The organism is Streptomyces sp. NPDC093225 (assembly GCF_044753805.1).
Classification (GTDB): Bacteria; Actinomycetota; Actinomycetes; order Streptomycetales; family Streptomycetaceae; genus Streptomyces.
This window is the reverse complement of record NZ_JBIVNX010000023.1, coordinates 1-14,693: the sequence shown is the minus strand read 5'-3', so window position 1 is coordinate 14,693 and position 14,693 is coordinate 1. Positions and strand designations below refer to the sequence as shown.

The following is a 14,693-nucleotide window of genomic DNA, read 5'->3' as shown; positions in this document are numbered from 1 at the left end:
CCGCGCCCGCAGGGCTGCTTCGCCGTGCCCGGGCGCCTTCGAACCACCTGTGCGAAAGGAGTCGGTCCATGAGCCAGACCCGGACCCGCACGTCGCCTCCCCTGTGGCGTGCGCTGGTCGTCGTACTCGCCCTGGTGCTCGGCGTGCCGGGGCTGCTGCCCGCGGCGGCGTCCGCCGCGTCGGGTACGCGAGCCGCGGCGGACGCGACGGGGCGGCCGCCCACGACCGCCGCGGCGCTGGACGACCCGGGCTTCGACGCCGGCGCGGCCGGCTGGACGGTCTGGCCGGGCGGCACCAGCAACTTCACCACCTACGGTCCGGGCGTCGTCGGCAACGACCCGTTCGAGGGGAACGGGTTCGCGGCCACCAACACCAGCGTGGCCGGCGGCGGCTTCTACCAGGACCGACCCGCCTGGATCCCCGCCGGTACGACCTACTGCGTGTCGGCGGAGCTGGCGACCCAGGGCGCGGCGGGCGGCGCCCGCGGCACGCTGGCGCTGTGGTTCATCGGGAGCACGGCGTCGGAGAGTTCCGACAAGCACGTGACCGGGCTCGGCGGCGGCAACGACTGGACCCGGGTGGACGTGTGCCACACCGCGTCGAGCCCCCACGCGGCCGTGCGCGTGCAGTTCTACCCGGAACCGAACAGCCCGACCATGATCGTCGACGCGGTGGACCTGCACCGCAGCCTCGTGACCGCGGCCGGGTTCAACCGCTCCGCCGCCGGCTGGAAGCTCTTCCCGGGGACCCGCAGCAACTTCACCACCTACGGCGACGGGGACACCAACCCCGCGTACGAGGGCTCCGGTTACGGAGCGACGAACACGCAGGACCCCGGTGGCGGCTTCTACCAGGACGTGCCCGCGTCGGCCGTCGGCGGGACGTCGGGAACCAGCCTGTGCGTCTCGGCGTACGTGGCCTCGCAGGGCCCCGGCGGCGGCGCGTCGGGCACGCTGGCGATGTGGTTCCTCGGCTCCGCGCAGCCCGCGGCCACGAAGTCGTACGGCGACCTGCCCGGCGGCAACGGCTGGACCCGGATCCAGGCCTGCGGCACGGCCCGGGCGGGCTTCTCCGCCGTGCGCGTGCAGTTCTACCCGACTCCGGGTACCAACACGACCGTGGTCGACGCGGTCGACCTGCACCGCGACGGGATCACCGGTCCCGGGTTCAACCCGGGTGACCCCAACGCCTGGCAGGGCGGTGCGGCGCTCCTGATCAGTCGCGATCCCTCGCCGGTGCCGGGCGAGTTCGCCGGTGCGTACGAGGGCGACGGCTACGCCGTGCTCGACCCGACGGCGTCGCCCGGCTCGAAGTACCAGGACGTCACCGTGAACGTGCGCGCCGGTGAGTCCTACTGCGTCAACGTCATGGTCACCACCTATCTCGCGCGCGGTGGCGGCCGGGCCACGGGGACCCTGGCCCTGTGGTTCCTCGGCGACCCGGGCGAGCCCTCGGTCAAGCCCTTCACCGCCCCGAGGGCGGGACAGCCGTGGGCGCCCCTCACGGTCTGCGGCACGGCCCTCGTCGACCACCGCACCGCGCGGGTGGAGTTCTACCCGTCCGGGTCCGCGAACCTCGCCGTCGACGCGGTCGACCTGCACGGGACCGCCACCACCGACACCGGCTTCAACCGGACCGACACCTCCCTCGCGGCCACGCTGAGGTACCACGACCAACTCCAGGGCGCCGACCGGCCGATCCGCCACGGCCGCGTGGAGGTCTGGCGGTTCGCCCCGCACGTCGGCCCGCTGTGGACGTGGGCGATGGAGCGGGTCCTGACCACCGACGCCAGGGGCCGGGTGTCCACCTCGTTCCCGTTCCAGCAGTCCGGCATCGTCTACGCGCTGCGCGTCGTGGCGCAGAACACGGCCGCGACCGTCCGGCCGAACCCCCGTACCGCCGGCGACTGGATCCCGATCGGGCTGAACCTCAGCCGCACCATGTGGCGGGAACCCGGCGACCGGAACCCGATCGAGTACACCGTCCGCCAGACCGCGCAGGCGCTCGACTTCTCGTGGACCTTCGCCGGCTGGTCGGCGCAGCACTTCAACATCACCGACACGCTGCTCTCCGCCCGCGACTACGCGGCCGCCCGCCGCGGTGACACCGATCCGCTCGGCCGGGTGAACGTCACGTGGCTGTCGTACGACGCGATCGCCAAGGCCCCCTACTACAACCCGGTCGAGTCGGCGATCAAACTGCCCTCCGGGGCGTGGAACGGCATCCAGGTGCCCTACGACGACCTGATCCTCGCCCACGAGTACGCGCACTTCCTCGAACACCATCTCGGCGCGTTCTACGCCATGCCCACCGTCCACACCGGCTGCGACGGTTTCGACGCCCAGCACGCCTGGTCGGAGGGGTTCGCCGACTACTTCGCCCCCGCGGTCAGGGCCGCGTATCCGGCGGCCCGGCTGACCGGCAGCGGGGCGAACCCGGAGCGGTCGCCGCAGTGCCCGGGCTCCGCCAAGCCCGGCAGCACGCTCGAGTCCCGGGTCGCGGCCACGCTCTGGGACCTCGACGACGCGGCCGTCGGCGGCCGCGCCGACGACGACCCCGCTGGCGGCTACGGGCCGACGGTCTTCCGGATCCTCGACAAGGACCTCGACCGCGCCCCGTTCCCGGGTGTCGCCCGCGGCTGCCCGACGATCAACGGCTTCCGCAACGCCTGGCAGGCCCGCGGACTGCCGATGCCCACCCTGGACGCCGTGTTCGCCCTCAACGGCGTCGGCACCGGCTACCGGCCCTCCGCCGGCGGCCCGTACTGCACCAGCACCAACGGCTGAGCCGGCGCCGGTGGCCGGCCGGGGCGCGGAGGGGCGCGTCCCGGCCGGTCGCCGGTTCAGGCGCCCTGCGGGCCGTCCGCCCCCGCTGCCGAGTTCCGCTCGCCGTCCGCCCCCGCTGCCGAGGTCCGGCCCCCGTCCACCCCGTACGGCCGGTAGACCACCAGCGCCCCCGGCAGTTGCTCGACCACCAGCTCGGGGGGCGCCGCCGCGTACTCGCCGTCGTACGCCAGCAGCGTGCCCGGCGGGATGTCGCCGATGGGCAGCGACCGCCGCCGGGTCGCGGTGTGCAGCGGCGAGCGGGTCAGCGGCCCGGTCATCGCCGCCGCCAGCAGGCGCGGGCCGGGCCGGCCGCCGCCGTGCGCGAGCCGCACGTCCAGGGCCCGCTCGTCCAGGGCGAACCGCCGCCGGGGTGCCGGACCCGAGCCGTAGTACGTGCCGTTGCCCGCGAACAGCAGCCACACCGACCGCGGGCGCCCCGCCACGGTCAGCGGTACCGGCCGTTCCTCGCGCAGCACCCGCCAGGCCGCCAGCAGCGCGGCCGGGCCGCCGCCGATCCGCGGCGCCCACCGCTCCCGGCGGCGCACCAGCTCCGGGTAGACGCCCAGGCTGAAGGTGTTCACGAAGCAGACGGGCCGGCCGTCCGGACCCGGACCGGGCGTGATGCGCCCGACGGACACCCGGACCGCCTCCCCGGCGGCCACCGCCCGGCAGACCCCGGCGGCGTCCGGCAGCCCCAGGTCGGCCGCGAAGTGGTTGAGGGTCCCGCCGGGGAAGACCGCCAGCGGCAGCCCGGCCCGCTGGGCGATCGTGGCGGCCGCGCTCACCGACCCGTCGCCGCCGCAGATCCCGAGTACGCGGCAGCGTCCGGCCGCCTCCTCCAGGGCGGCCTCCAGCTCTTCTCCCGTGCACGCCACGAACTCGGCCTCGGGCAGGGCCTGCGCCAGCGCGGTGCGGACCTCTGCCCCGGGATCCGGCCCGAACCCGGCGCCCACCGGGCCGGAAGCCGCCCCCGAGCCGGTGTTGGCGACCACGACGAGGCCGGCGCCGTCCGGCAGCGCGGGCGCGCTCGTCGCGGGCCGCTCCGGCCCCGGGGCGTACCGACGCCGCTCGCCCTGACGGACCAGGGACCGTACGCACAACCCGGCCCCCACTCCGAGCGCCGCCCCCGCCAGCACGTCGGCCGGGTAGTGCACGCCGGTGTACACGCGGGACAGTGCGACGCCGGCGGCCACCGGCGCGGCCAACGCCCCCCAGCCCGGGTGCTCCAGGGCCAGTCCGGTGGCGAAGGCGAAGGCCGAGGCCGAATGGCCGGACGGGAAGGAGGTGGTGGTCGGGAACCGGCTCGGTCGTCGGGGCGCCGGCACCGCCTCCGCCAGTGGCCGGGCCCGGCGGATCGACCACTTGCCGACCGTGTTGATGGCGGCCGACGCCAGCGCGAGCGAGGCCGCCGCCTGGGCGGCTGCCTTGCGGGCGCGCGGCGAGCCGAACACGGCGAGGGCCGCCGCCCCCGACAGCCAGAGCACCCCGTGGTTGGCGGCCCGGCCGAGCCGTGGCAGCACCCGGTCGGCGCCCGGCCAGTGCTGGCGGGCCACGGCCTCGAACAGCCGCCGGTCCCGGTCGGCGAGGGGGCCCTGCCAGACGACGGGTGCGCCGTGGGATCCGCCGCCCGGCGCCGTTCCGGGCGGGGCGTGGGAGGCCCGCTGCTCGGCTCGCGTCACTTCTGCTCCTTCACTGGTCCGTCGTGCGTCCTGCGTCGTGCGTCGTAGTGCGTCGCCCGTCGCCCGTCGCCCGTCGCCCGTCGCCCGGACGCCTCGTCGTCCGGAGCGCCTCGCCCTCGTCCGCCGCACGTCGACCGCGTCTACCCCGGCCGACGCGGTCGATGCCCGGGCCGCCGCGGACCCCTCGCGCCGCCGACCGGCCCGCCGCGTCTGCACGGGGCGGGCGCCGTGGCCCTCGTACCCAAACTAGCCGGAGCAAAGCGGCGAACCGGGCATTGCGGCCGCCGGGCGGCCGGTCGCGCGCGGCCGTACGGGCGTAGGGCGAGTGATGCGTGTGACGTACGTGTCAGCGCCCGACACGCAGGAGAACGGTTGTCCGGATGCCGCAGATCGGATCTACTGCTGTCCATGTCCCGGACGGGGCATATTCACCGGGAGGGCGGAACGAATGAGTGCGGATCGGGCGGATAGACGCCGACGACCCTCAACCCATCGGCGCCGCAGGGGATTTCGCGGAAGGGGTGCGCTGGCCTTCGCGATCGCCTCGTTCCTGACCGTGGGCGTGTGCGCCGCCACCGGGATCGCGTGGGACCCGTTCGGCAAGGACGCCCCGAAGCGCGCCACCGGGCCGGTCCGGATCGGCACGCCCTGGTCCAGCGGACCCGGGCCCGACGACGGCTACGGCCGTACGCCCGGCGGCGGTTCGGCCACCCCCCGCGGGGACGACGGCAAGAGCGGGGGCGGCGGCGCCAAGCCCACCCCCCGCCCCGGAGACCCGGACGGCGACTGGCGCCCCAGCGGCGCGCTGCCCTTCGACATGCCCTCGCCCGCGACGCTGCGCAAGAGCAAGCGCCTGGTGTTCGCGCACTACTTCACCCCGTACCCGCTCTCCCTCGACAACGCCCGCGCGGAGAAGGACTACTACACCCGCAACTACCTCAAGCCGCAGGGCGAGGGCGGCAAGCACAGCCGGTACGGCGGGCTGCTGCGCGACCGTCCGCTGCCGGTGTCGCCCAAGCCGGGCGACTGGGAGTACGCCAACCTCCAGCAGGAGGTGCGCACCGCCCGCGCCGCCGGACTCGACGGGTTCACCGTCGACCTGCTGTCGCTGTCCGGGAAGAACTGGGAGCGGACCAACATGCTGATGCGGGCGGCCCGTTCGGTCGACCCGCACTTCAAGATCATGCCGATGCCGGACATGACCTCCATCAACCCGGAGCCGACCACGCTCGCCGACGCCCTGGCGAAGCTGGCGGCGCAGCCGGCCGCGCACCGGCTCGGCGACGGCCGGCTGGTGGTCTCGCCGTTCAAGGCCGAGGCCAAGCCGGTCGGTTGGTGGAAGCAGGTCATGGACCTGCTCAAGAGCCGGCACGGGGTGGACACCGCGCTCGTCCCGCTCTTCCTCGACTACGGTGCCCACTCGGGTGAGTTCTCGTCCATCAGCTACGGGTTCTCGGAATGGGGCAGCCGCTCGTACGTGGGCCAGGAGAGCGCCACCCGCGACGTCCGCCGGGCCCACGGCCTGGGCAAGATCTGGATGCAGCCGGTCTCCGTCCAGGACGCCCGCCCCAACCAGGGCGTCTACGACGAGGCGGGCAACACCGCCACCCTGCGGGCCACGTGGAACCACGCCATCGACGACGGCGCCGACTGGGTGCAGCTGACCACCTGGAACGACTACTCCGAGGGCAGCCAGTTCGCCCCCTCCCTGCACAACGGGCACGCCTACCTCGACATCTCCGCCTACTACCTGACCCGCTTCAAGACGGGCTCCTGGCCGGGCATCGTGCGCGACACCGTCTACCTGACCTCGCGCGTGCAGTTCGCCCGCACCGCCCCTACGGGCGGTCAGAAGCTGCTGATGGCCCCGCGCCGGGGCACCGCCACGCCGCGCGACACGGTGGAGGTGCTCAGCTTCCTCACCGCCCCCGGGTCCGTACGGGCCACGGTGGGCGGCAGCGGGTCCACGTACAAGGCCCCCGCCGGGCCGCACGCCGAGCTCTTCCCGCTGCGCCCCGGCACCAGTTCGGCCGTGGCCCGGCGGTCCGGGAAGACGGTGGCCTCGGTGGGGCTGGAGTACCCGGTGACGCACGTGGTGCAGGTACAGGACCTCCAGTACTACGCGGCGACCAGCGGCCGCGACGAGTAGCACGAGGAGCGCGGGGCGGCGGGGCGGCGAGGCGACGAGGCGACGAGGCGCGGGGCCGGACGGTCTTCCGTCCGGCCCCGCCCGCCGGGCATGATCGCGGGAACATCCGTGCGGGGCAACCGGACCCCGCCACGAGACCCCGGAGGCACCGGTGCCCCAGCCGCACACCCCTGCGGAGTTCCCCGGCGGACGCGCCCTGTTCAGGCTCGACCCGGACATCTCGCACCTCAACCACGGGTCCTTCGGAGCCGCCCCCGTCCCCGTACTGGAGGCGCAGGCCGCCGTGCGCGAGGAGCAGCACGCCGACCCCGACGCCTTCTTCGTCGGCGCCCCGGAGCGCATCGCCGGGGCCCGCGTCCGACTGGCCGGCCGGCTCGGCGCGGACCCCGACGGCATCGCGTTCGTGGCCAACGCGACGGAGGGTGCCAACGTTGTCATGAACTCCCTCGACTTCGACGAGGGCGACGAGATCCTGGTCACGGACCACGGCTACGGCACCGTCACGGCCGCCGCCGCCCGCCGCGCCCCCCTGCGCACCGTCGCCCTCGACCCGGAGCTGCCGGACGAGGACGCCGTGTGCGAGGCCGTCCTGGCCGCCGTCACCCCGCGCACCCGGGCCGCCGTGCTCGACCACATCACCTCGCCCACCGCCCGCCTGGTGGCCGGGCCGCGGCTGCTCGCCGAGCTCGCCGACCGCGGGGTCACGACCATCGTCGACGGGGCGCACGCCCTGGGCATGCTCGCCGAACCCCTCGCGGGCGGGGCCGACTTCTACTTCGGGAACCTGCACAAGTGGGCCTACGCGCCGCCCGGCGCCGCCGTCCTGGCCGTCGCACCCGCGCACCGCGCCGCGATCCGGCCGCTCTCGCCCTCCTGGGAGGACCACCACGGCTTCCCGCGCTCGCTGGAGTGGCGCGCCACCGCCGACTACACCGCCTGGCTGGCCGCCCCCGAGGGGCTGGCGTTCCTCGACGGGCTGGGCGCGGAGAAGGTGCGGGCCCACAACACCGCGCTGGCCGCGTACGGCGGCGAGGTGCTCGCGGACCGGCTCGGGCTGCGCCCGCTGCCGTACGCCGACGGCGTCGCGATGCGCTCGCTGCGACTGCCGGACGGGGTCGCCGACACGCTGGAGCGGGCCAGGGCGCTGCGCGAGGAGATCGCCGACCGGCTGCGGATCCGGGTCACCGTCTGGGGCTGGGAGGGCGCCGGCGGCATCCGGGTGTGCGGGCAGCTCTACAACCGGCCCGAGGAGTACGAGGCCCTGGCCGTGGGGCTCGCGGGGCTGCTGGACCGCTGAGGGCGGTCAGTGCTGCGGGGGGAGCGGCACGCCCCCCGCCGCACGCCCGGCGCGGCGGTCCCGGTCCGCGCGCGGTCCGTCACCCTCGGCGCAGCAGGTACGTGTCCATGATCCAGCCCTTGCGGGCCCGGGCCTCGGTGCGCAGCTCCTCGATCCGGTCCGACACGTCCGCGAGCCGTCCCTGGACCAGGATCTCGTCCGGCGTGCCCACGTAGGCGCCCCAGTAGATGTACAGGTCCTGGTCGAGGTGGCGGGTGAAGGCGTGCCGGGCGTCCAGCATGACCACCACGTCGTCCACGTCGGCCGGCCAGCCCTCGGCCAGTCGCCGCCCGGTGGTGATCTGCACCGGCCGGCCCACCCGGTTCAGGGTCGTGCGGTGCTTGGCCAGCAGCGCGGAGACGCTGCTGATGCCCGGTACGACCTCGTGCTCGAAGGCCACCCGACCGCGCTCGCGGACCTCGTCGAGGATCGCGAGCGTCGAGTCGTACAGCGACGGGTCGCCCCACACCAGGAACGCGCCCGTCTCGTCCTCGGCGAGGTCCTCGGCGATGAACCGCTCGAAGAGGTGCGAGCGCGCGCTGCGCCAGCCGTCGACCGTCGGCGCGTAGTCGGCCGGGGTCCGGTCGCGGTCCGGGTCGAGACCCTCCACCAGGCGGTGCCCGGGCCGGCCGTGCGCGGTCAGCATGGCCCGCCGCAGGTCCGTGAGGTCGGTCTTCTCCTCACCCTTCTCCAGGATGAGGAACGCGTGCGTCGCGCCGATCGCCTTGACCGCCTGGAGGGTCAGGTGGTCGGGGTCGCCCGCCCCGATGCCGATCACATAGAACTTCTTCACCCGGCCGAGTCTGCCCCATGCCGTCCGTCCCCCGGACATCAGGGCCGGGCCGAGGTGCGCTCGCTATGCTCCCGGGCATGCGCGTCGCCCTGTTCGTCACCTGCGTCAACGACGCGCTCCACCCCGGCACCGGCACCGCCGTGGTGCGCCTGCTGGAACGGCTCGGCGTGACGGTCGACTTCCCCGCCGCCCAGAGCTGCTGCGGCCAGCCCCAGTACAACACCGGCTACCGGCACGAGACCGAGCCGCTGCTGCGCCGTACCGCCCGCGCCTTCGAGGGGTACGAGTACGTGGTCACCCCGTCCGGTTCGTGCGCGGCGATGGTCCGCGAGCACTACCCGCGCATCGGCCGGCGGGCGGCGGCCGAGGGCCGCGGCGGGGAGCTGGCGGCGCTCGCGGACGGGCTCGCCCCCCGCACGTACGAGCTGACGGAGTTCCTCGTCGACGTGCTCGGGAGGGTCGACGTCGGGGCGTACTTCCCGTACGCCGTCACCTACCACCCCTCCTGCCACGGGCTGCGCTCCCTCGGACTCGGCGACCGACCGCGCCGTCTCCTGCGCGCCGTCAAGGGCCTCGACCTCGTCGAACTGCCCGGCGCCGAGGAGTGCTGCGGCTTCGGCGGCACCTTCGCCGTCAAGAACCCCGACGTCTCCGCCGCCATGGGCGCCGACAAGGTGCGCGCCGCCCTCGGCACCGGCGCCGACGTGCTGTGCGGCGCGGACAACTCCTGCCTGCTGCACCTCGGCGGCACCCTGCGCCGGCAGGGCGCGCCGCTGCGCACGCTGCACCTGGCGGAGATCCTGGCGAGCACCGAGGAGGACTTCCGATGAGCGGCGACGGCGCGACGTACCTCGGCATGCCGGGGTTTCCGGTGCATCCGACCGCCCCTGCCCCAGGCCCCGCCCCCGCCCCCGGCCCCGGCCCGGCTCCCGCCTCCTCCTTCCCGGCCTTCCCCGAGGCGGCCCGCGCCGCCGTGCACGACGAGCGGCTGCGGGCGAACCTCCGGCACGCCACCCACACCATCCGCGACAAGCGCGCCCGGGCCGTGGCCGAACTCGCCGACTGGGAACGGCTGCGGGAGGCCGGCCGCGCCGTCAAGGACCACACCCTCCGCCATCTCGACCACTACCTCCTCCAGTTGGAGGCGGCCGTCACGGCGGCGGGCGGCACCGTCCACTGGGCGGCCGACGCCGCCGAGGCCAACGTGATCGTCACCGCCCTCGTCGAGGCCACCGGCGAGCGCGAGGTGGTCAAGGTCAAGTCCATGGCCACGCAGGAGATCGGGCTCAACGAGGCCCTGGAGGCCGCGGGCATCGCCGCGTACGAGACCGACCTCGCCGAACTCATCGTCCAGCTCGGCCACGACCGGCCCTCGCACATCCTGGTGCCCGCCATCCACCGCAACCGCGCCGAGATCCGCGACGTCTTCCGCGCGGAGATGGGTCGTTGGGGCCGGCCCGCGCCGGCCGACCTGACCGACCGGCCCGCCGACCTCGCGGAGGCGGCCCGCCGCCACCTGCGCGAGAAGTTCCTGCGCGCCAAGGTCGCCGTCTCCGGAGCCAACTTCATGGTCGCCGAGACCGGCACCCTCGTGGTGCTGGAGTCCGAGGGGAACGGCCGGATGTGCCTGACCCTGCCCGAGACCCTGATCTCGGTCGTCGGCATCGAGAAGGTGGTCCCCACCTTCCGCGACCTGGAAGTGTTCCTGCAGACCCTGCCGCGCTCCTCCACCGCCGAGCGGATGAACCCGTACACCACCATGTGGACCGGCACCACGGACGGTGACGGCCCGCGCGCCTTCCACCTCGTCCTCCTCGACAACGGCCGCACCGACACCCTCGCCGACGAGGTGGGCCGCCAGGCGCTGCGCTGCATCCGCTGCTCGGCCTGCCTGAACGTGTGCCCCGTCTACGAGCGGGCCGGCGGGCACGCCTACGGCTCCGTCTACCCGGGTCCCATCGGCGCGGTCCTCTCCCCGCAACTGCGCGGCACGGACAGCCCGGTCGACGCGTCCCTGCCGTTCGCCTCCACGCTCTGCGGGGCCTGCTACGAGGTCTGCCCCGTCGCCATCGACATCCCCGAGGTGCTGGTGCACCTGCGCGAGCGGGTGGCGCAGGGCGGCCCGGTCACCCGCGAGGGCGTACGGGTCCGCATCCGGCCCGCCCGGGGCCACGCGGCCGAACGCGCCGCGATGCGCGCCGCCCGCTGGACCCTGGACCACCCCGGCGCCCTGCGGGCGGGGGAGCGGCTGCTGGCCCGGGCCAGGCGGTTCCGCCCCCGCCGCCTGCCCGGCCGCACGGGCCGCGCCTGGACGGACACCCGCGACCTGCCGGAGCTGCCCGCGGAGTCCTTCCGCGACTGGTGGCGGCGCGAACGGGACGGCCACTGATGCGCATACGGCATGAACGGGTCGGCCACTGATGGACGCACGGCGCGAACGGGACGGCGACTGATGCACGCACGGCGGGGCGGGACCGCACCCACGACCGGCACACCGGAGGAACCACGCACCATGGGCAGCAGGGAACGCATCCTCGCGCGCATCCGGCGCGCCCGGGGCGAGTCGGCCCCGCCGGCCGCCGCGTACGCCACCGACGTCCCCCGGGACTACCTGACCGTGCACGGCACCCGCACCCCGGCCGAGCGCGCCGACCTGCTCGCCGAGAACCTCGCCAACTACCGCGCCGTCGTCCACCGGACGGACGAGGACGGCATCGCCCCGCTCCTCATGCGCCTGCTGGCCGCCCGCGGCTCCGGCGAGGTCCTCGTCCCCCCGGCCCTGCCGCCGCACTGGCTGTCCGCGGCCGACCCCACCCGGATCCACGACCTGCCCCGCTGGACCACCCACCGCCTGGACCGGGTCGGCAGCGTCGTGACCGGCTGCGCCCTCGCCGTCGCCGAAACCGGGACGCTCGTCCTCGACGGATCCCCGGACCAGGGCCGGCGCCGCATCTCCCTCATCCCCGACCACCACATCTGCGTGGTACGGGTGCCCGACCAGGTCGTGGACTCCGTACCCCAGGCGCTCGCCCGCCTGGACCCGGCCCGCCCGCTCACGTGGATCTCGGGTCCGTCCGCCACGAGTGACATCGAACTCGACCGAGTGGAGGGCGTACACGGCCCCCGCACACTGGAAGTCGTCCTGCTTGCGACAGACTGATCCCATGTCCGCACATATCGCCCTGACCGCCATCGTCGTCCTCGACTACGACGAGGCCATCGACTTCTACACCCGCGCCCTCGCCTTCGAGCTCGTCGAGGACACCCCGCGCCCCGACGGCTCGCGCTGGGTCGTGGTCCGCCCCCGCGGGGCCGCCGAGTCCGCCCTCCTCCTCGCCCGGGCCAAGAACGACGAGCAGCGGGCCCGCGTCGGCGACCAGACGGGTGGCCGGGTCGGCTTCTTCCTCCACACCGACGACTTCGCCACCGACCACGCCCGCATGACGGCCGCGGGCGTGCACTTCCTGGAGGAGCCGCGCCACGAGCCGTACGGGTCCGTGGTCGTCTTCGAGGACCTCTACGGCAACCGCTGGGACCTCCTCCAGCCGAAGTAGCCCGACCGGCCGAAGCGGCCCGGCCTAGTACTCAGCAGGACTTCGTGGTTTGACCTGGGGAAACGTCGGGCGGTGGGAGTGTGGCGGGCAGAGTGCCGTCACGGACGGGTTCTGCCCGCCGGCCCCTCGAAGGAGTGCCCACGACGACGTGAACACCCCGGGTCGGGGAAGCCTCGGGTCATGATCACCGATCAGGCCGAGGCCCGGGACCGAGACCTGGACCACCTCTTCACCCCCATCGGGCACCACTTCGGCCGCGTCGAACCCCGCCGCCGGACGCGGGACTACGTGCGCGGACGGCCGCTGCGCAGCTTGAGTCCGCGTGAGGCGCGATTCGGTGTGCGTTCCGGTCGGGTAACGATCGGTTCTGGCGGCTCAGGGGTGACATGCGGCCCCGTAGAGTGCATACGCATCTATGCCTTGAACATGTTCAAGTGAACATCGTTCGTACGCCGGGTCGTCCGTGCGGGGCTCTTGGGGAGGGACTGCACCATGCGCAGCGAAGTGAAGACCGCCTTCGCCGGCGGCGTGTTCGTCCTGGTGGCGGGCGGGGTGGGGTTCGCGGGCTACGAGATGCTGGGCGGGGACTCGGATGGTGCAGGCCTCGGTGGCGCGGACGCCGCGCCGCTGAACTCGTCCGGGTCCGGGAAGGTCACTGCCAAGGAGGTCGAGCGGACATCGCGGGACTTCCTGGCGGCGTGGGCCCGCGGGGACGCGGACGCGGCGGGGGCGCTGACCGACGACCCGGCGGCGGCCGGGGAGGCGCTGCGCGGCTTCCGGGAGACCGGGCATGTGGAGAACGTCGTGGTCACGCCGCGCGCGGCGAGCGGCGCCACGGTGCCGTACACGGTGAAGGCGACCATCAGTTTTAAGGGGCACGAGAAGGAGCTGGCGTACGCCTCGGAGCTGACCGTGGTGCGGGGCAAGAGCAGTGGGCGGGCGCTGGTGGACTGGCGGCCGACGGTGCTGCACCCGAAGCTGACCGAGGGCGCGACCCTGCGGACCGGTGAGGCGAAGACGATCCAGGCGGTGGACCGCGAGGGCCGGGAGCTGACCGCCGAGAAGTACCCGTCGCTGGCCCCCGTGCTGGACACCCTGCGTACCCGGTACGCGGACGGGGCCGCGGGCGAGCCCGGCGTCGAGACCTGGATCGAGCCGGCCGACGCCGACGCGCCGAACCGGACGCTGCTCACCCTCGCCAAGGGAAAGACGAAGAAGCTCCAGACGACGCTGGACGCCGACGTACAGGCCGCCGCCGAGCGGGCGGTGAAGAAGTACGACCGGGCCTCGGTGGTCGCCGTCCGGCCCAGCACCGGCGAGATCAGCGCGGTCGCCAACAGCCCGGCCGGCGGGTTCAACGTGGCGATGGAGGGGGCGCAGGCCCCCGGCTCCACGATGAAGGTCGTGACCGCGGCGATGATGCTGGAGCACGGCCTGGTCGGCGGACCGACCTCCCCGGTCGAGTGTCCGCAGGAGGTGACCTGGTCGGGCCGGACCTTCCACAACAACAAGAACTTCTCCATCGCGAACGGCACCTTCCGGGACAGCTTCCGCCGCTCCTGCAACACCTTCTTCATGAAGGCGCTGGGCCCGCTGAACGCCAAGGGCGTGGAGGACGTCGCCCTGAGCCAGACGGCCCGCAAGTACTTCGGCCTGGGCGGGGTGTGGTCCATCGGGATCGTCTCCACCGACGCCCGCATCCCGGTCTCGAAGGGCCCCGAGACGGCCGCCTCCTACATCGGCCAGGGCAAGGTCACCATGAACGCCCTCAGCGTCGCCTCCCTCTCGGCGACCGTGAAGAACGGCGCGTTCCGCCAGCCGGTGATCGTGCCCAGGGAGATGATCAAGGGCGAGCTGACCACCGCCCAGCCGCTGCCCGGGAACATGGCCGCCACCCTGCGCAGCCTGATGGGCGCCGCCGCGACCGACGGCACCGCCGCCAAGGCGATGTCCGCGGTCAGCGGCGACAAGGGAGCCAAGACCGGGTCGGCCGAGGTCGAAGGGCAGAGCGACTCCAACAGCTGGTTCACCGGCTACGCGGACGACCTGGCCGCCGGCTCGGTCGTCCAGTCCGGCGGCTACGGCAGCGGGCCGGCGGGCAGAGTCGTCGCGTCCGTGCTGAACGCACGGTAGGGCGAAGACGGTCCGGTCGGCAGCGCGGAGACGGCCGGACGGGCCGAGGCGCACGATACGACGGCGGAGGCCATCGACGCCGTGGCCATTTCCCAGGGTCGAACCACGAAGTATTGCTGGAGTACTAGGCCCAACGCCGTTCAGTTAAGGGCGGGGGCTGTTCGTCAAGGCCCGTGAACGAGGCAGCGGAGCTGCTGTAGAAGAGGTTTGTCCTCCAAGACATC

Annotated in this window: 10 protein-coding genes; 8 read left to right on the top strand and 2 right to left on the bottom strand. The window is 74.1% G+C overall.

Annotated elements, in window-relative coordinates:
• The first annotated feature begins 68 nt into the window (after positions 1-68).
• Positions 69-2,786 (top strand): hypothetical protein, encoded by a 2,718-nt coding sequence (locus ACIQCH_RS21335; RefSeq protein ID WP_402583037.1) that lies wholly within the window; start codon positions 69-71, stop codon positions 2,784-2,786.
• A gap of 56 nt (positions 2,787-2,842) precedes the next feature.
• On the opposite strand, the gene ACIQCH_RS21330 is transcribed toward ACIQCH_RS21335, so the two are convergent.
• Positions 2,843-4,504: a bifunctional phosphatase PAP2/diacylglycerol kinase family protein gene (locus ACIQCH_RS21330; RefSeq protein WP_402583036.1), complete on the bottom strand. Its 1,662-nt coding sequence runs from the start codon at positions 4,502-4,504 to the stop codon at positions 2,843-2,845.
• A gap of 562 nt (positions 4,505-5,066) precedes the next feature.
• Between ACIQCH_RS21330 and ACIQCH_RS21325 the strand changes: the two genes are divergently transcribed.
• Positions 5,067-6,653 carry a glycoside hydrolase family 71 protein gene (locus ACIQCH_RS21325; protein WP_402583034.1) on the top strand — a complete coding sequence of 529 codons (1,587 nt, stop codon included), beginning with the start codon at positions 5,067-5,069 and terminating at the stop codon, positions 6,651-6,653.
• Positions 6,654-6,804: 151 nt separating this feature from the next.
• On the top strand, positions 6,805-7,950 hold the full coding sequence (locus ACIQCH_RS21320; RefSeq protein ID WP_402583032.1) for an aminotransferase class V-fold PLP-dependent enzyme: 1,146 nt from the start codon (positions 6,805-6,807) through the stop codon (positions 7,948-7,950).
• 79 nt (positions 7,951-8,029) lie between these two features.
• Here the strand turns inward: ACIQCH_RS21320 and cobF are convergent, their stop codons facing one another.
• Positions 8,030-8,782 carry a precorrin-6A synthase (deacetylating) gene (gene cobF, locus ACIQCH_RS21315; RefSeq protein WP_402583030.1) on the bottom strand — a complete coding sequence of 251 codons (753 nt, stop codon included), beginning with the start codon at positions 8,780-8,782 and terminating at the stop codon, positions 8,030-8,032.
• 77 nt (positions 8,783-8,859) lie between these two features.
• On the opposite strand from cobF, the gene ACIQCH_RS21310 reads away from it, so the two are divergent.
• From ACIQCH_RS21310 to ACIQCH_RS21290, 5 genes are all read left to right on the top strand, one after another.
• On the top strand, positions 8,860-9,612 hold the full coding sequence (locus ACIQCH_RS21310; protein WP_402583028.1) for a (Fe-S)-binding protein: 753 nt from the start codon (positions 8,860-8,862) through the stop codon (positions 9,610-9,612).
• Complete coding sequence (locus tag ACIQCH_RS21305; protein ID WP_402583026.1) at positions 9,609-11,171, top strand: lactate utilization protein B; 1,563 nt, start codon at positions 9,609-9,611, stop codon at positions 11,169-11,171. The genes ACIQCH_RS21310 and ACIQCH_RS21305 overlap by 4 nt, the downstream gene beginning before the upstream one ends.
• A 123-nt stretch (positions 11,172-11,294) precedes the next feature.
• Complete coding sequence (locus ACIQCH_RS21300; RefSeq protein WP_402583025.1) at positions 11,295-11,942, top strand: lactate utilization protein C; 648 nt, start codon at positions 11,295-11,297, stop codon at positions 11,940-11,942.
• A gap of 4 nt (positions 11,943-11,946) precedes the next feature.
• Positions 11,947-12,336 carry a VOC family protein gene (locus tag ACIQCH_RS21295; RefSeq protein ID WP_402583023.1) on the top strand — a complete coding sequence of 130 codons (390 nt, stop codon included), beginning with the start codon at positions 11,947-11,949 and terminating at the stop codon, positions 12,334-12,336.
• 492 nt (positions 12,337-12,828) lie between these two features.
• Positions 12,829-14,469: a penicillin-binding transpeptidase domain-containing protein gene (locus ACIQCH_RS21290; protein ID WP_402583021.1), complete on the top strand. Its 1,641-nt coding sequence runs from the start codon at positions 12,829-12,831 to the stop codon at positions 14,467-14,469.
• The last annotated feature ends 224 nt before the right edge of the window (positions 14,470-14,693 follow it).